This is a genomic window from Sporosarcina sp. P2 (genome assembly GCF_002743255.1).
Lineage (GTDB): Bacteria > Bacillota > Bacilli > Bacillales_A > Planococcaceae > Sporosarcina.
In genome coordinates, this window is sequence record NZ_PDYY01000014.1 from 1 (window position 1) to 17,167 (window position 17,167).

Annotated in this window: 15 protein-coding genes; 8 read left to right on the top strand and 7 right to left on the bottom strand. The window is 40.0% G+C overall.

The genetic code is table 11. The features are described 5' to 3' along the window. Positions 1 to 172 precede the first annotated feature (172 nt). Entirely contained in the window at positions 173 to 1,732 is a 1,560-nt protein-coding gene (locus tag CSV67_RS13870) for an FMN-binding glutamate synthase family protein (protein WP_099632196.1), read from the bottom strand. A 144-nt stretch (positions 1,733 to 1,876) separates the two neighbouring features. After that, positions 1,877 to 4,390: an S-layer homology domain-containing protein gene (locus CSV67_RS13875; protein WP_099632197.1), complete on the bottom strand. Its 2,514-nt coding sequence runs from the start codon at positions 4,388 to 4,390 to the stop codon at positions 1,877 to 1,879. Between the two features lie 361 nt (positions 4,391 to 4,751). Here CSV67_RS13875 and CSV67_RS13880 point away from each other — a divergent pair, with 361 nt between their 5' ends. The 3 genes from CSV67_RS13880 to CSV67_RS13890 all read left to right on the top strand — a co-directional run bounded on the left by CSV67_RS13880 (position 4,752) and on the right by CSV67_RS13890 (position 7,277). Beyond that, positions 4,752 to 5,228, top strand: a complete 477-nt coding sequence (locus CSV67_RS13880; RefSeq protein WP_099632198.1) for a VanZ family protein — start codon at positions 4,752 to 4,754, stop codon at positions 5,226 to 5,228. A 92-nt stretch (positions 5,229 to 5,320) separates the two neighbouring features. Then, positions 5,321 to 5,620 (top strand): hypothetical protein, encoded by a 300-nt coding sequence (locus tag CSV67_RS13885; protein ID WP_099632199.1) that lies wholly within the window; start codon positions 5,321 to 5,323, stop codon positions 5,618 to 5,620. A gap of 244 nt (positions 5,621 to 5,864) precedes the next feature. Continuing rightward, the gene (locus CSV67_RS13890) at positions 5,865 to 7,277 is read left to right on the top strand and encodes a GGDEF domain-containing protein (protein WP_099632200.1); all 1,413 of its coding nucleotides are present in this window, start codon (positions 5,865 to 5,867) and stop codon (positions 7,275 to 7,277) included. Positions 7,278 to 7,398: 121 nt separating this feature from the next. Here the strand turns inward: CSV67_RS13890 and CSV67_RS13895 are convergent, their stop codons facing one another. After that, positions 7,399 to 7,980 carry a LysM peptidoglycan-binding and 3D domain-containing protein gene (locus tag CSV67_RS13895; protein WP_099632201.1) on the bottom strand — a complete coding sequence of 194 codons (582 nt, stop codon included), beginning with the start codon at positions 7,978 to 7,980 and terminating at the stop codon, positions 7,399 to 7,401. A gap of 441 nt (positions 7,981 to 8,421) precedes the next feature. Between CSV67_RS13895 and mgtE the strand changes: the two genes are divergently transcribed. After that, positions 8,422 to 9,780: a magnesium transporter gene (mgtE, locus tag CSV67_RS13900; protein WP_099632202.1), complete on the top strand. Its 1,359-nt coding sequence runs from the start codon at positions 8,422 to 8,424 to the stop codon at positions 9,778 to 9,780. Positions 9,781 to 9,947: 167 nt separating this feature from the next. On the opposite strand, the gene CSV67_RS17055 is transcribed toward mgtE, so the two are convergent. From CSV67_RS17055 to CSV67_RS13910, 3 genes are read right to left on the bottom strand one after another with little or no spacing between them, the layout of a single operon-like run. Then, positions 9,948 to 10,070, bottom strand: coding sequence for a hypothetical protein (locus tag CSV67_RS17055; protein WP_255397340.1), 123 nt, complete (start codon positions 10,068 to 10,070; stop codon positions 9,948 to 9,950). Between the two features lie 47 nt (positions 10,071 to 10,117). Further along, the gene (locus CSV67_RS13905) at positions 10,118 to 11,536 is read right to left on the bottom strand and encodes an amidase (protein ID WP_099632203.1); all 1,419 of its coding nucleotides are present in this window, start codon (positions 11,534 to 11,536) and stop codon (positions 10,118 to 10,120) included. Beyond that, entirely contained in the window at positions 11,529 to 11,720 is a 192-nt protein-coding gene (locus CSV67_RS13910) for a hypothetical protein (protein ID WP_233189640.1), read from the bottom strand. Before CSV67_RS13910 ends, CSV67_RS13905 begins: the two co-directional genes overlap by 8 nt. A 270-nt stretch (positions 11,721 to 11,990) precedes the next feature. Between CSV67_RS13910 and CSV67_RS13915 the strand changes: the two genes are divergently transcribed. Next, on the top strand, positions 11,991 to 12,356 hold the full coding sequence (locus tag CSV67_RS13915) for a DUF2188 domain-containing protein (protein ID WP_099632205.1): 366 nt from the start codon (positions 11,991 to 11,993) through the stop codon (positions 12,354 to 12,356). A 31-nt stretch (positions 12,357 to 12,387) separates the two neighbouring features. On the opposite strand, the gene CSV67_RS13920 is transcribed toward CSV67_RS13915, so the two are convergent. Continuing rightward, complete coding sequence (locus tag CSV67_RS13920; RefSeq protein ID WP_369803186.1) at positions 12,388 to 12,960, bottom strand: DUF488 domain-containing protein; 573 nt, start codon at positions 12,958 to 12,960, stop codon at positions 12,388 to 12,390. A gap of 235 nt (positions 12,961 to 13,195) precedes the next feature. On the opposite strand from CSV67_RS13920, the gene CSV67_RS13925 reads away from it, so the two are divergent. From CSV67_RS13925 to CSV67_RS13935, 3 genes are all read left to right on the top strand, one after another. Further along, positions 13,196 to 14,836: an ATP-binding protein gene (locus CSV67_RS13925; RefSeq protein WP_099632207.1), complete on the top strand. Its 1,641-nt coding sequence runs from the start codon at positions 13,196 to 13,198 to the stop codon at positions 14,834 to 14,836. A gap of 14 nt (positions 14,837 to 14,850) precedes the next feature. Beyond that, positions 14,851 to 15,546 carry a response regulator gene (locus CSV67_RS13930; protein ID WP_099632208.1) on the top strand — a complete coding sequence of 232 codons (696 nt, stop codon included), beginning with the start codon at positions 14,851 to 14,853 and terminating at the stop codon, positions 15,544 to 15,546. A 186-nt stretch (positions 15,547 to 15,732) separates the two neighbouring features. Then, positions 15,733 to 17,058 (top strand): CitMHS family transporter, encoded by a 1,326-nt coding sequence (locus CSV67_RS13935; protein WP_099632209.1) that lies wholly within the window; start codon positions 15,733 to 15,735, stop codon positions 17,056 to 17,058. Positions 17,059 to 17,167 lie beyond the last annotated feature (109 nt).

The following is a 17,167-nucleotide window of genomic DNA, read 5'->3' on the forward strand; positions in this document are numbered from 1 at the left end:
GACCGGAGGTTTGCCGCTCGCTTCCTTCAGATTCCACGTCACCATGGACACCCTTGCGTTGAGCTAACTGTTACTTCTGCCTTCACAGTTCGGGACTTGCACCCTATAGACTACACCCATGCTGGGCGCACATCCAAAAAACGACCCGATGAACATTCATCAGGTCGTTTTTTTACTCAATTGTATGAATTTTTCCACGCTCGTCTTTATAGACTACATGATGTCGCTCAAACTTTGTTGGAGAATCCAAGCCCGCAGCCGCGGCCACACGGAATAATCCTTCCCTCATCGTCAAAATATAGTTGGTTACACGGAATTTCTTTTCTTCTACAACAAGCGCCCGCTGTAAACTCTTATCCGTCGTGGCAACACCGGCTGGGCAAGTATTCGTATGGCACCGCTCTGCCATGATACAACCTACCGAAATCATGAAGCCACGTGCAACTTGTATTAGATCGGCACCTAAAGCCAATGCAATTGCTGCTTTATCAGGTGTGATGATTTTCCCTGATGCAATAACTTTTATTCGGTCCCGCACTTCAAACTTACGCAGCGCATCATCTAATAGAATAAGAGAAGAACGAAGTGGTAAGCCTACACTATCCGCCAAGTCTTGATAAGTAGCCCCAGATCCTCCTTCCGCACCGTCTAGCGAGATAAAATCAGGACCCATACCTGTTTCGGCCATATATGATGCCAGTTCTTCAGCATCTTGTTTTCCTCCAATGACTATTTTAATCCCTACTGGTTTACCACCCGCGTGACGGATATCTTCAATGAATGAAAACAATGTTGGATAATCGTGGAACTGTTTAAAACGGTTCGGACTGTTGATAGAAGTATAAGCTTTCACATTTCGTATAGCCGCAATCTCTTCTGTGACTTTCTCTCCCTCTACGTGCCCTCCACGCATTTTTGCTCCTTGGGCTAACTTGATTTCAAATGCCTTTATTTGTGGTATTTGTGCTTTCTCTTTTATTTTGTTCATATCGAACTGCCCATCTTCTGTTCGGAATCCGAATAAACCTGACCCGATCTGCGCAATGATATCGGCTCCACCTACCAAGTGGTGGTCTGATACACCACCCTCCCCTGTGTTCATCCAAGCACCTTGGGCCATACCAATCCCTTTGGATAGCGCAGTGATTGCATGATCTCCGAGTGCTCCATAACTCATCCCCGATTGCCCCAACAAACTGCGCACGACAAATGGATGCTCACAATTCGGACCTAATACAATCGCATCTTCCTCAGGTAACAACCAAGGCAATGTTGTCAATTCTTCGCGGTGTTCTTTACGCGAGAATAAATTGTCAGTATCCACTTCATAACGCATTGTGTTTACTAGATTATCATTATCCACCCGCATTTCTTCATTTTGCTTCGTGAACATGGCATTACGAATGTAGTGACCAGGCTCCTGAAAGTCACGTTTAGATCCAAAACCGATGATACTGTTTAAATACTTCCCCGGCATCACCATATGTAAATATTCTTCACGGCTGAATGGCTTGCCGCTATTGTCATCGTTGAATAAATACTGCCTCACCTCTGGCCCTGCCTTCTCAAACATATAGCGGACTCTGCCTAAAATCGGATAGTTGCGCAAGATTGCATGCTGCTTCTGACTGCGATCAAAAAAGTATAGAAAAATTCCAATACTAATCGGGATCGCCAATATGATTAGCACTACCAATGAAGTCGTGAAATTAATTCCTTCCAACCAATTCATAACCCCTCTCCTTTCTGATTGTTTGTACTGTACCTGTACCCTTGATAAGTAGCTGACTAAACGTAAAAAAGCCCTAATCCTTGAATGACTCTCAAGGATTAGGGCTGGATCTTGCTAGATTGTTATTTTGTAACTGAAATTAGATTATTTGCTTGCTGGAACATTTACTTCGATAGTTTTTGTACCAACCGGTGTAGACTGTCCTTCATTCTTTACACTTACTACTAGGGTACCTTGCGCACCAGCTTTTACAGTACCAACAAGTTTACCACCGTCTAATTGTAACTCGGTAACATCGTTAGTACTACCTGAATAGCTTTTTGCAACTGTACCTAATTCAATTTTTTTGTCATTGTTTGTAATGAAAATCTTACCCTTATTATCAATACCTGGAGTGAATTCCGTTGATGTTAATTTAATACCTTCTTTTTTAAGCACTTGCATATCGACAGCTGTAGTAGTTATAGTCTTAGTATCTTCAAATACTACTGATGAAATAGTTGGAGTCGAATCCTTTACTGTAATAGTAACCGTCGCTCTAACAATATTTCCTTCTTTAATTTGAATATCAGTAGTACCTGCTTTTACCGCTTGAACCGTTATTATACCATTAGCGTCCTTACCAACTGTCGCGATATTACTATCAGAAGAAGTTACGGTGTAATCAGCCACCGGAATCAAATCTTTAGCGATAAAGAAACCTTGGCTATTGTATTTATTCCAGGCTAGTTTGACTGTACCATCTTGTGAACCATCAATAGCATCAATTGTTAAGTCGTCTGACGCAGAAACGGTTTCCAACTTTTTAGTAGCTACTGTTACATCATCCGATACAGCAACCGCTATATTGCCTAGAACCGTATCGCCAGATTTAACTTGGACAGTTGTTGTACCAACTTTTACTGCTGTTACTTTAACAACGGCCTTACCTTCTGCAACTGTTACAGGGGTTGCAGATACAGTAGCAATCTCAGGGTCATTTGACACGACTGTTACATTGCCAGCAAACAAATCACCATATTGGTCTTTAACTACAATATTCGTGTCTTGATTTGCACCTACAATTAATTTAGACTCTGTTGATGATAATGTTGCACTGCTTGCAACACGTTTACCAGCACCTACTGTAAGCTTAATATCCTTCGTTACATCTCCAACTTTCGCAACGATTGTAACTTCACCTGTACTGATTGGTGTTACTTTTCCAGAAGAAGTGACTGTTGCTACACTTGGATTAGAAGAAGTGAATGTTGCTGTCGAATCAGTTTTTGTTGCTCCGCCTAGAGTAATAGTTTCTTCAACTTTTACATCTACCGCACCGTCTTCAAGTGAAATTTTCCCACTTTCCACTGTTACTCCAGCCTGCTTAACTGAAACTTTACTAATCTCAGAGACCGTAGTAGCGAAATCTAGTACTTTAACGTCTACTAATTCCGATTCAATAGTTTTTCCATCTTTGTCCGTAATAACAACTTTATAAGAGAAGTCATTGCCCACTGCAAGTGCCTTCAACGTACCAGTTGCCTGCTCTGAGAACACAGCCGGTTTAGTAGACTGGAACGCAACCGTATAACCAGCATCCGTTAATTTCTTCATATCAACCGACTTACCATCAACGTTGAACGCTAACTTCTGACCAGCCTCGCCAGCTTTCACTTGAGTAGTAGTAGCTGTAACTTTTTCTACTTTAAACTCATACGTAAACTTATAAGAAGTAACTACGTCTTCTTCGCCTTCAGCTTCTGCTTTAGTCGTCAAGTTAAGAGTCGTTTCTTTACCCGACGTTAGTTCGTTTTTTAACTCGATTGTCGCTTTTGTACCGTCTTCATTCGCTTTAAATGAAGCCAGTTCATTTCCTTCAATCTTTAATTGTTCTGCTTTCAATGTGTGTAAGTTCTTACCAACTAATTCAAGTTCCTTTTCACCAGTCGCTGTTACAGAAGTTATTTCCGCTACTTCCGGAGCTTCTGGAGTTTCAGATACTTCTACTTGAATCGTTTTATAAAGGAATGAAGCAAATTGTGCACGAGTTGTTGTTTCTTTCGGTCTGAAGTTTGGTGCAGCTGGGTTCGTAATGTCGAAGTAGTCTAATACGTCGATTGCAGTACGTGCTTCAGCTTTCGCCTTATTCAAATCTACTACATCTTTATCAAATTCTTGTCCTTGAACGTAAGATAATAAGTCCGTTTTGTTAACTGAATCATATGCACGAACTAATACAACCGCCATATTTTCACGGGTAATAGAACCAGCCGCGCCTAATGATCCATCTTCATATCCTCTAAATACATTGTTATCCTTTACGATTGCCGCTGATTGCAACAATTCGTCATTTGACTTCGATGTTAAATCTGTGAAGCGTGGATTTGTTTTATAGTCTGTCGGAATTGTATAACCTTTTGATACAAGCCATTTTCCCATTAACTTTACTACGTCAGAACGCGTTAAAGTTTTATTAGGCTTGAATGAACCGTCCGGATAACCACTGATAACACCTTCTGCTGCTAGTGCATCAATTGCTTCCTTATGTGAGTTAGTGTCGGCAACGTCATTAAAATCTGCTGCGCTGACTACTGGTGCCACCGCTGATGCAACTAATGCCGCTGATGCTACACCTGTTAGATACTTGCTGTACTTCTTTTTTGATTGTGATTTCATTAAATAATTTCCTCCTTTAGTTCGTTTATAAGCGTGATTGCTGGTTGGTTGTAGAGCAGCAGAAAAACCACTCTCTTACTCTCATACCCTCTTTTCCATTAAATAATCCGGCAGACTATTAAATAAATAAAGAATATGAAATAAAAAAGTGATTACTAGCTACTCCACTTTATATTAGCATACTTTTCCACGATTGGTAATGGCAAATGATGGATAGCTAGTGCAAATTATGGAACCAGCAACCTGAATGTACTATACAACTTGCATATTACATTCAGGTGACAAGCTTGTAACTTTGTAATGTCAAATAAAAATATAACTTGCTTGCATCAGAAGTTACTTTTCATGATACAATCCCCATATGAAAAAATTACTAGCTCTTCTCTTACTCATTAGCATGTTAGTCGGGCTGTCCATCTCATCCAGTCAGACATATGAACAGCAATCGCTTGTCTCTACATTACAAGAGTTGCTACCGGGGGAACCCGGGAAAGCTATCCTATCCACTTGGGAATTCAACTATTGGAATAGAACGATCTCTATTGAAGAACGTGGATATTATCACTTTGTAGAATTCCTGATCCGAAAAGCTGCACACTTCTTTACATTTGGTTTTTTAGCTTTGGTAATTTATTGGCTATTACCTAAACGGACAGGTCGCTTATTATTGGCCGCTTTATTTACCTTTCTGCTAGCGTGCGCTGATGAATTGCATCAATATTTTACAGGAGGCCGCACAGCAACCATGCAAGACGTGTATTTAGACACGGCCGGCGCTGTAACGTTTCTTTTACTAGTAGCTATCGTTCGTGTAATTAAACGCTTACGTAAGAATTAGGTCCATAGCAATATTTAGGTTTTTAGTATTCCTAACGTTTTTATGAGCATAATACTCTATGTTATGATAGTAGCGAAACAGGAGGGTAATTAATGAATAACTCAAGTGATCAGTTGATTCATTCGCTTAGCTATATTTCCATAAACCGAGTCGTGGATCGCTTAGAACAAACCTATCAAAAGTCTTACCACACGATTTGTTTATTCCGAGATCGGATTACGACGTCCCAGAGAACTTTCCCTTTACAACATGTTTTTGATTTATCCTACCGCCCGTTCTCCGGACAATCGGGATTATTTTACTTGCACACAAATGAAGGAGTTTTTACATTTGAAATTGAAGAGGAGCCAGAACACTTCATTTCTCTATTCAAACAAATCCAATCAAAATAAGAGTCAAATAGTGTATAATTCAACGTCTTACTTCATATTTTGAAGTAGGACGTTTATACTTTTGTCTCCCAGGGTATAAACAACTAAATAACAACAGAAACAAATTAAAACATTCATTAAAATGGCCTATTTGATTATATCTATTTATTCTCAAAATGGTATAATGTAAATGTATTCCAAATGTAAAAAGTGATGAATGAACTAGTGAAAAGAATGATACTTCCTATATCGGAGGAGAGAAACTATGACGGGGGAAAATGAGATAAACGCTGTGTGGCGTAAAATTAACGAAGTAAAAAATGATGGACGCCATGATTTAGTCATTAGACATGCAGAAGATTTATTAAGTAAAGGCATTTTGTTTTCTAATAAAGAAGCTATTTTATCCGCTCATTACATTTGCGCTATATCCTATTACTACGTTGGAAATTATGAAAAGGTTCTTTTCCACATAGAAGAACATCACACACAGTGTATTTCGCATGGCGAGAAGTCCGATTGGATGCGCTCTTATTATTTGCAATACTTTGTCAGCTCATTCGCATTGGATTATACAAGAGGACAAAAATTACTAGAAGATATGCTATCCATCGCGCTAGAAATTGAAGACTATTCGTATATTAGCATGGCATACAGTCAACTAAGTCATCTGTACAATAAAATAGAACAATACGAGAAAGCTTTGGAGTTTGCGCAGTCGGCCATTTCTTTCGCAAAGAAGAAAGGTGTGGACAGAGAAATTTTAATGATTCGTGCGCATTTATACGCAATTGAATCCGCTATCAATCTACAAAGCCCTAATTGCGCGATGACTAGCCTACATTATTTAAGTCAATTACCTACTATAGACCATCATCCCCGTGAATTAGCAGTTCTTGAAATTTTGAAAGGCAGATTTTATGAGTTCATAGGTGATTCTAAAAAAGCCTTCCATTTTTATACCAACGCCAAAAAACGAGAAGAAAAATGGAGAGATTACACCCTCCTAAAAGAAATTCAGCAAAAACGCATTGTGTTAGCTGAAAAACTGTGTAGCTTTGATGAATTAGCCATAATCCAGAAAGAATACATCAATTTACTGCATGAAATTGAAGACAGTTGCTGGGTAAAAGTAGCGCTCGAATTGCAAATTCGTTTGCAAAGCTCTTCTACTAAAACTAGCGAAAACTTGGATTATTTAACAGGTATCTATAACCGAAAATTTTTGGAAAAAACGACTAATTTATGGTTGGCCGAAGCAGTAGTAACTAAAAAATCCGTTGTGTGCTTGGTCTATGACATCGACAATTTAAAAGCGATTAATGACACATATGGCCATCTAATTGGCGATGAAGCGATTAAATTCGTAGCGCATACTTCTATGAATGAAATTAGAAAAGAAGATGTACTTGCTCGATTCGGTGGTGATGAATTCGTTTTAGTAATGCAAGACATTTCATTAGCAGACGCAATAAAGAAAGCTTCTTTACTCGCTAGAAAAATTGAGTCTTTGTCTACTTCTTCTAATGTGATACCCATTCCACTTACTATTAGCATAGGGCTTAGTGACAATAAAATGTGTAGCAAGCAATCTTTCAATGAATTGTTTCATTTAGCGGATCTCGCTCTATACAAAGCAAAAAAGAATGGCAAAAACCAAGTCGTCTCTTTCATATAACCTACACATGATACCTGTAAATTGGGTTTCATGTTTTTTTGTTAACGAGAAAGTATAAATGATCGTACGCACTATTCAAAAAAGCTCACGCAGCAGTTATGCTGTGTGAGCTTTCAATTTCTTAGTTTAGTACTTTTACTTTTACATTCTTACGTCCCCATTCGTAGGCACGTGATTTATTCGGAATGAATACGTCGATTTTATTCCCTTTGATTGCCCCGCCAGTATCTCCAGCGATAGCATATCCGTACCCTTCAACGTGGACTTTAGTTCCTAATTCTATAACTCGTGGATCTACTGCAATGACTTTCAAGTCAGGATTTTTACGTAAGTTCAAACCTGTTCTTGTAATACCTGAACAACCATTACAATGTGCTGTATACGCTGTTGCACTTACCATAAGTTCTTTAGAGACATTCGCTCCATTTGAACGTGAAGGCGTGTTTTGTTTCTTCGGAGTACTAGCCGCCACTTTAGAAGACTTTACTAAACGTAATTTTTGTTTTGGATAAATAACTGTCGATTTTAAGTTATTCCATTGTTTAATATTTGAGACAGACACTTTATGTTGTTGTGAGATTTTATATAGTGTGTCACCTTTTTTAACTGTATGAACTGATGCTGCAGCAGACGTTTCGTTCATTCCGCTTGTGAATAGTGTGATGAACATGGCTACTGTCAATGCAAATACTAATTTCTTCAATATGCCACCCCTAACGATTTAATAGCTTTAGCTTACCAAGACTATATTACAAAAAGATTACAATCGTGAAACAATGCCGTGACATCGGTACGTCTTATATTACAAATGGCAGGTTTCTAGTCAGATTTGTATGACAAATGAAGTCTTAAGTCCCACAAATTACATTGCATTTGGGTAGCTCCATACATTTTCAAGTGTTAATTGGATAAAACAGGGTAGTAATAAAACAGCCTAAAACATTTTCTATAAGACTAGAACAAAGTATATTCATAAATTAAGAGCCAACTGGCAAAGACTTTCTGTTGTAAATCGAAAGAAGTCACTACGGAGGCTTTTTTATTGGCCAAAATGACTTTAAATTATGTCTTATGGTTTCTTTCCCCCTATATGAGGGAATGATTGAATGACCGTAACTATTTATAAACAAGAGAGGTGCGTTACATGCCAGTGACACGGAATCAAGACGATGTTTCACGTGCAATTATACAATTGATTAAAGATGGTAATCTGGAATCCTTAAAAAAAGCAATTGGAGAACTAGAACCTGCTGAAGTCGCAAATCAATATAAACGATTGCCGCTAAAACGACATACTACATTTTTGGAAGTATTAGATAAAGAAACATTAGTACACATGCTAGGATTTCTTTCGAAAAATGAACAATTACGAGCATTAGATTTAGTAGGACCAGTCCGTTCCACCGAACTACTAGAAGAAATGAAAGGTGAAGACCTATCTTATCTTTTGACCGACCTTTCAGATAAACAAGTGGAGAAACTCATAGCAGATTTGCGACACGAAGAAAAAAGAAATATTCGACAACGACGAAAGTATCCAAAAGATTCTGCCGGACGTATTATGACGACGCGTTATGTATGGATTCATCAGTCATACTCCGTGGAGAAAACGATTGAAAAGCTCAAGCATTATGAATCATTTGCTCATTACTTAAATTACGTCTATATCATTAATGATGAAAAGCAATTAATCGGTGTACTTTCTTACCGCGATTTATTACTCGCGCAGGCAGATAGTAATGTAACGGAAATCATGGAAACTGGTCTCGCCAAAGTATTCGATACAACGGATCAAGGCGATGTAGCCAAAATGATTGGACGATTTGATTTCGTCTCGCTACCCGTTGTCAACGAAGAGAATGTCTTAGTAGGAATTATTCGCACTGATGAAGTACTCGATTTAGTTGTTAGAGAGGCAAATAAAGATATTGAAATGCTATTTGCTTCCGGTAAGTCTATTGACTTCAATACTAAACCTCTCGTAGCAGCCTATCGTAGACTTCCTTGGCTAATTCTTTTACTATTTATCGGGCTCGTTTCAGGCAGTATCATTTCCAAATTTGAAGCAACGTTGGAAGCCGTTGTCGCCCTCGCTTTCTTCATGCCGATGATTGCCGGCATGACCGGTAATACAGGAACTCAATCTTTGGCCGTCGTTGTGCGTGGACTAGTATCTGAAGACTTAGATATGAAAAAGTCCTTGCATTTAGTCTTTCGTGAATTAATTGTCGGCGTTATACTAGGTGTCGTTTGTGGTGCCGCTATCGCAGTGATTGCTTATGTATGGCAAGGCAGTTTTACACTTGGATTAGTTGTAGGTTCGTCTTTGGTCGCTACACTGATCATCGGTACAATTGCGGGAACAATTATTCCTTTAATTCTTAACAAATTTAAAGTGGATCCAGCAGTAGCTTCTGGCCCTTTAATTACGACGATCAATGACATTCTGTCGTTACTGATTTATTTCGGAATAGCTACCATGTTCATTTCAAAATTAATGTGATTGAATATTCTGATTTATATGTATAAAATCTAAATATTCAGCATACTATAGTGTATTGAAAGGTTAGTGTAAGGTTGATGTAATTTATCTCAATTTGATGCCAAACACTACAGAAATATGACATTCTTCACAGTTTGATGATTTGCGTTTATTGAGCTTTTGTTAGGTTATACTACTAGTAACAGCAATTGCACAAACGGATTTGGGTTGAAGTTTGGTGCAGCTGGGTTTGTGATAGTGAAGAAGTAAAGTCGAATTGTCTGTACCGCTTCGTCGAAGAGCGAGTACATAACGAAAAACTCCGCGGCCATGGGTTGACCGCGGAGTTTTTTTCATTTTATGCTCTTGTTAGTAAAGCGGGTTTTCTGTTTTTCATAGGATTTGTCTGTTCGATTGCATAACCGACATCCAGCAATAAGTCTTCCGAAAAGGCAGGTCCAATAATTTGTACACCTACAGGAAGGTCTCCCTTGAAGCCACCCGGCACTGACAATGCAGGATTACCTGTTAAGTTACTAGGTCCCGTAAAGCGTATAATATTGTCAATTAAGTCCACTTGCTTGCCATTTAAGTCCACTGTATCTTCACCGATTTTACTGGCCACTACAGGCAGTGTAGGTGCAATCAATACATCGACCTTCTGGAATACTTCATGGAATTCTTGCTTCAACTGACGACGTACTTGCTGTGCTTGAAGATAATCGACAGCCGATGGCAGTTCTCCTAGCTCGAATAGCATGCGGATATCATCACCGAAATCTTGCGGTCGCTTCAGCATATCTTCGTGATGAATAGTTGACGCTTCTGAAAGTGACGTGACCAGCTCTGCCCACTCTGCATATTTAAGTGTTGGAATCTTAACCACTTCTACTCTCGCACCTTGATCGGTCAGCGCTTTAATCGTTCCACGCACCACTTGATCTACATCGTTGTCTACTTCATTGAAGAAGTATTCCTCATTAACGCCAATAACCAAACCATTGACATCGCCCTTTATTCTCTCCAAATGTTGGCCTACAGGAGTATCGACTGAAGTTGGATCTTTTGCATCGTATCCTGAAATAATATCCATCATTCCCGCTGCGTCTTTAATCGTCTTAGTCATCGGTCCGATATGATCGAGCGACCATGCCAATGGATAGCATCCGTATTTACTGACTCGCCCATGTGTCGGCTTCAATCCGACGATGCCGCAAATTGATGACGGAATTCGGATAGAGCCAGCCGTATCGGTACCTAATGACGCGACACTGGAACCGACCGCAACAGCAGCTCCCGAACCACCACTCGAACCGCCAGGAATTTTATCGGTATCCCAAGGATTTCTGACTGGTCCGTAATGAGGATTATTGTTCGTAATTCCCCAAGCATATTCGTGCATGCTTAGTTTACCGGTAAAGATCACACCCGCGTCTCGTAACTTACTGACTACAGTCGCATCGTCTTCCGGAATGAAATCCTTATGAATTTTAGAAGACATGGTCGTCACTTTACCTTTAAAATATAAATTATCTTTCAAGGCCATCGGAATTCCGTGATACATGCCTCGATAGTTTCCATTTTTGATCTCTTTCTCTGCTTCACGCGCCGCGTGTTCTGCTTCTTCCCGGTAGATTGTCATATAGGCATTAATTGTATCCTGCGTTTCTTCCGCATGATCAAGCACTGCTTTCGTTAGCTCAACTGGTGAAAGTGATCCACTTTCTAAAAGCGGTGCCAATTCCTCGACTGATTTCTGAATCAAATCTTTAGCCAATATGATCACCTCCGGGAATATTTCGAAGCCCGATATCCGCGTCCTCGATTTTTACACTCTCTAGCGTACCTCTTAACTTTTTCATCCCATTCCAGCGACTTTCTAGGATTTCCAAATGTTCTGGCTTAGCTTGAATCCCTTTGCTTTCCAATAGTTGCTGCACCGACAAAGACAATGCATTCACTCCTTCAGTTTGTATTTATCTTCATAGGGTTCCCCTAGTGAGATCAAAACGAAAAAAAGGCTACTTTTCCTATACAACTCGGTCGCTAAGTTCATATGAACGTCTCTAGATTACCAGTCATCTAGATAATAATCAAATAATTTTAAATAGAACGATAATTACACAATATTCGACTTTATTCGATTCACCATATAGGATGTTCTGAAATTATGTGAAAGACCGTTTATATTCGGTAAAAAAGGGAATTTGTGAAGTAGGAGGTGATGTCGTATGCCATGGAGTAAAAATGATTATCCTGCTTCTCTGAAGAATCTGGATCCGACAGTACGTAATAAAGCAATCGAAATAGCGAACGCTTTACTACGTGAAAACTATTCCGACGAGCGCGCGATTTCTATTGCAACTGCTCAAGCACACGAGTATGTACAAGGCAAAAGTGAAGGTCGTCCTCACTATGAAGTGAAACCACGCGAGAATGAATGGATTTTTAGTAAGACCGGAAGTGATCATGTACTGTTTAAGGAAGATACCAAGTCCGTATTACTTGAAAAAGCAAAAAAATATGTGAACGAACATGAAGGTATTTTAAAGGTCTTTCATGCTGACGGATCACACGATAAAACGTTATACGAATAAAATCAGTGCCTTTTCTTAAAAGGCACTGATTTTATTCATCTTCATTCTGTTTAGGAGGATACGTCACTTCTCCATTGGCTGACACAACGGGTTCAGCTCCCCACTTGCCTACTTCATGATCTTCAATCAATGTTTTTTCCTTAGGTCCATCTATAATATGTTTTACGTTAATGCCATGTGTGGCGAGCCAATTACTAATCAACAAGCGATGGCATCTTGCTGGGTGACGTTCGGAACAGCATATCGCAATGCGTTGGCCTGAGGCTTCCTTCATCAATTCCTCTATACCTTTTTCGAATTCAGGTGTTAATGTGTAATCCGCATAGTTGTGGAAGGATTGATTATTCCATCCTTCGTTGACTTCATTGTCGATAGTTTTAGATTTCCTTCTACGTCCACCTAATTTTCCACAATGTCTATAAGCAATACCATGTGCCGGTAACCATTCAGTCATTCGATCTTCATGAAAATGCGGAAATTTACGACTACCAGGAAATGCACGTACATCGACCAATTTCTCGATACTTGCATCATCCAATAATGTCAAAAACTCTTCTTTTGTATGTGTGGAATGTCCAACAGTGTAGATTTCCAATATACTCACTCCCTTTATAGCTATTATTCCCTAAGTTTCATATAGATAACCTATCATTTATTCTGATTTGTCTTGCCCAGTAGTGCATTAAACACTCTTGTCGTTAGGTATTCTACTAGCTTTGATTGAAGAAGCCTATTCCTTCCCCTATAGCCCTCCCCTACTATTTACATAACCATTACTATTTAATTTTGCGCACCACATGGTATTCTATAGTTACAAACATCTGTATCGGGGGTTTATCATGATTCGTATCCGTAGAGAAGATTTATCCATCCATCGAAAGAAAAACAAACCCTTTGTCAATCTCCACTTGAAAATGATTGGCTTAATTGGCGCGCTCTCTGTCACGATTATTCTGTTCATTGGTGGATTTATGAGTTACTTCGTCACGGATACATTAGAAGCCCAAATTGGAGAAAGGGCTCTCAGTGTAGCAAAAAGTGTAGCTGTGATACCTGAAATTTCCCAGGCTTTCGAATCGAATAATCCTTCTGCCATCATTCAGCCGATCGTGCAGAAAATCCAAGCTCAGACCGATGCAGAGTTTATCGTTGTAGGCAATCAACAAGAAATCCGTTATGCACACCCGAGTCCTGATCGGATTGGTAAAAAAATGATTGGCGAAGATAATGAACGTGCGTTGCATAATGGAGAATCCTATACTTCTATATCAACCGGTTCATTAGGAAGCTCACTGCGTGCAAAGGCTCCAGTCTATTTAAACGGTGAAATTGTCGGTGTCGTTTCGGTCGGTTTCTTGGTAGATTCTATTGATTCAATCATCTGGGAGTATAGCCTAGAAATTTGGCTCGTCCTTCTAGGCATTTGCACAGCTGCTATCATCGGAGCTGTATTCATTGCGAACTATATCAAGAACGTCTTATTCGGATTAGAACCGGAAGAAATCTCGCATTTACTGTTTCAAAAAGAAACGATTTTGCATTCTATCCATGAAGGCATTATCGCTATCAATACAGATGGCCATATTACGATGGTCAACACTGCTGCATTGAAATTATTGACAGGTGGCGAGCAGCAAGCAGACGATTGGATTGGTACACCTATACATGAATGCTTCCCGAATTCAGACTTACCGTATGTGCTAGAGCATGGCGAATCAGTTTTTGATCAGGAAAGACTTCTTAGTAACCATATCGTCTATGTAAACAGTGTGCCGATTTTCTACGAACATGAATTGCTCGGTGCAGTCGCTACTTTCCGGAATAAAACCGAGATTGAGAATTTGACTAAAAAATTAGCACATATCCAACAATATGCCAATGCCTTACGTTCACAAACACATGAATTCGCAAATAAACTGTATACAATTATGGGACTAACTCAACTGAATAAAAAAGATGAAGTGCTCGACTTTATCCAAGAAGAAACAAGTATCCAGCAACACTGGACAGACGCACTACTTGATACTATAGATGATCCCTATATTAGCGGATTGCTTGTCGGAAAGCTGAATCAAGCGAGTGAGTTGCAAATTAATGTATCCGTCCAGCCTGACAGTCAATTACATTCCACACTTTCCGATGTAAACCGCCAAGCATTGCTAACGGCTATTGGAAATTTGCTTGATAATGCATTCGATGCTGTATATGATGAACGCGCCATTTCCCGGGACATATCGATTTCTTTTACTGATATCGGACAAAATCTGCTGTTTGAAATCGATGATGCAGGACCAGGAATTGATGAAGCTTCGCTTGATAAAGTCTTATCCCATGGTTTCTCGACAAAAGATGGAGCTGGAAGAGGTTTTGGCTTGGCTTTAACAAAGAATGCCATTGCAACAGCGAATGGCCAGCTGTCCATTGAACCGAGTGAATTGGGCGGTACATATTTTGTCGTGTCATTACCAAAAGATAAATGAAGGAGGGATCCCCCGTGATCAGTACTATACGAGTACTAATTGTGGAAGATGATTTTCGAGTCGCAAAGATTAATCGCCAACTAGTCGAACAGATCACCGGCTATGAAGTCGTGACAGAAACGCGAACTGCCTCTGAGACGATCGATTTTTTGCAACAGGCAAAGACGCTACCCGACCTGGTTTTATTGGATGTGTACATACCTGACAGTCCAGGGCTAGATTTGTTTTGGCATCTACGAAGAGAATTCTCCGCAATCGATATTATGCTGCTAACAGCTGCTAAAGAGACTAAAATAATAGAGGAAGCACTCCATGGAGGCGTGTTGGATTATTTAATCAAACCTGTTGAGCCTGTGAGGTTTGCGGAAGCATTTAGACGGTACCGTTCGAGGAAAGTATTGCTGTCATCTAAAAGTGAACTTTCCCAAGAAGATCTCGACCGCGTATTATTTGGTACGGAGATGCGGCAGGATTCTGCTTCTGACGCATTGCCAAAAGGTATCGATCGTCTGACGCTTGAAGTGATAGAAAACGTTTTGCTTCAAAGTCCGGCTGAAGGAATAACTGCTGTTCAAGTAGGTAAAGCAGCCGGTGTTAGCCGTTCTACTGCACGTCGATATCTAGAATACCTTGTATTGATTGAAGTAGTAGGAGCACAGCTGCATTATGGAGATGTCGGTAGACCTGAACGGACATATAGAAAAATCTAAATACGCAACCGTGAACAAAATGAACAAAACGCATAATATGAAGTATATCGATCTTATGTAAACAAGCTTTTTAGCGGCTTTTCGACATGGTACATTATGGACAGCTTAAGTGGAATTATTCAGATACTTCTATTTGTATCCGCTTACAGACTCTTTCACCATTTTATCCATTGGAGGGAAATCGCTATGTTAAGTATTATTGGAATACTAACGATCTTTATTATCGTCGCATTATTAATCAGTGGCCGGATCACACCCATTGTTGGGTTGGTCATCGTTCCGATCTTCGGTGCATTTTTCGCTGGATTCAACTTCAAGGAAGTCGGAGAATTTTTCAACAGTGGAATTGAGTCTGTCATTAGCGTTGTGATCATGTTCATCTTTGCGATTTTATTCTTTGGTGTTATGCAAGATGCCGGTGTATTCAACCCGCTAATTAATACTATGATTAAAATTTCACGAGGAAATGTAATTGCTGTTGCTATGGCGACGGTGGTAATCGCTGCTATTGCACAGTTAGACGGCTCTGGCGCCTCCACATTCCTCATTACGATCCCTGCGCTTTTACCGCTCTATAAAAGGTTGAAAATGAATCCTTATTTACTGCTACTACTTGTCGGTATCTCAGCGAGTATCGTCAACATGGTTCCATGGGGCGGCCCGCTTGGACGGGCAGCAGCTGTACTCGGTGTCGATGTTACGGAATTATGGCGACCACTTATTAAAATTCAAATCATCGGTCTCCTACTATTAATTGCAGTTGCTTTCATTCTCGGATTACGTGAAAAGCGAGTTATCGCTAAGAAAGTAGCTAGTGGGGATTTTGATGACAAATTGGATGAACTGGGAGAAGTGGAAGAACAAAAAGTAGAATCAGAAGGCACTTCTCTCCTGCGTCCAAAAATGTTATGGATTAACGTGATTATTGCCGTAACCGTCATCGGCTTACTCGTTTGGGGAAAAGTACCTGCAGGCTTTATCTTCATGGTCGGATTCAGTATCGCACTTCCATTAAATTATCGCTCTGTGAATGAACAGATGGACCGTATTAAAGCGCACGCACCAAATGCTCTACTCATGGCGGCAATCATTCTAGCAGCCGGTTCATTCCTCGGTATTTTGAATGGAACCAATATGCTAGATTCGATAGCGACCGATTTAGTAAAAGTATTGCCGGCCATCATTGTACCGTATTTGCACATCATCATCGGCCTATTCGGGGTTCCGTTCGATCTATTGTTAAGTACGGATGCGTATTACTTCGCATTACTGCCGATTGTAGAGCAAGTCGTCTCCGGTTTCGGTGTTCCATCCGTTTCCATCGCCTATGCATTAATCGTTGGAAATATTATAGGTACATTCGTTAGCCCCTTCTCGCCTGCACTTTGGCTGGCATTGGGACTTGCAGGATTAGAGATGGGCAAGCATATTCGCTACTCATTCGTTATCATGTGGGGGTTCAGTATCGTCTTATTCCTCATTACAATGGCTATGGGCGTTATTACGTTGTAAAATCTCTACTCATTTCATATCGTTATTAGCCCCATCATAAAAAATAGGCTGTCGCGGAACGTCATGTAAATGATCTCCTCGCCAGCCTATTTCTATTCACAACGCTATA

Bases quoted from the DNA above. Each gene is read 5' to 3' on its own strand.
- CSV67_RS13870 (WP_099632196.1), bottom strand. From the start codon at position 1,732: ATGAATTGGTTGGAAGGAATTAATTTCACGACTTCATTGGTAGTGCTA.
- CSV67_RS13875 (WP_099632197.1), bottom strand. From the start codon at position 4,390: ATGAAATCACAATCAAAAAAGAAGTACAGCAAGTATCTAACAGGTGTA.
- CSV67_RS13880 (WP_099632198.1), top strand. From the start codon at position 4,752: ATGAAAAAATTACTAGCTCTTCTCTTACTCATTAGCATGTTAGTCGGG.
- CSV67_RS13885 (WP_099632199.1), top strand. From the start codon at position 5,321: ATGAATAACTCAAGTGATCAGTTGATTCATTCGCTTAGCTATATTTCC.
- CSV67_RS13890 (WP_099632200.1), top strand. From the start codon at position 5,865: ATGACGGGGGAAAATGAGATAAACGCTGTGTGGCGTAAAATTAACGAA.
- mgtE (WP_099632202.1), top strand. From the start codon at position 8,422: ATGCCAGTGACACGGAATCAAGACGATGTTTCACGTGCAATTATACAA.
- CSV67_RS17055 (WP_255397340.1), bottom strand. From the start codon at position 10,070: ATGTACTCGCTCTTCGACGAAGCGGTACAGACAATTCGACTTTACTTC.
- CSV67_RS13915 (WP_099632205.1), top strand. From the start codon at position 11,991: ATGCCATGGAGTAAAAATGATTATCCTGCTTCTCTGAAGAATCTGGAT.
- CSV67_RS13925 (WP_099632207.1), top strand. From the start codon at position 13,196: ATGATTCGTATCCGTAGAGAAGATTTATCCATCCATCGAAAGAAAAAC.
- CSV67_RS13935 (WP_099632209.1), top strand. From the start codon at position 15,733: ATGTTAAGTATTATTGGAATACTAACGATCTTTATTATCGTCGCATTA.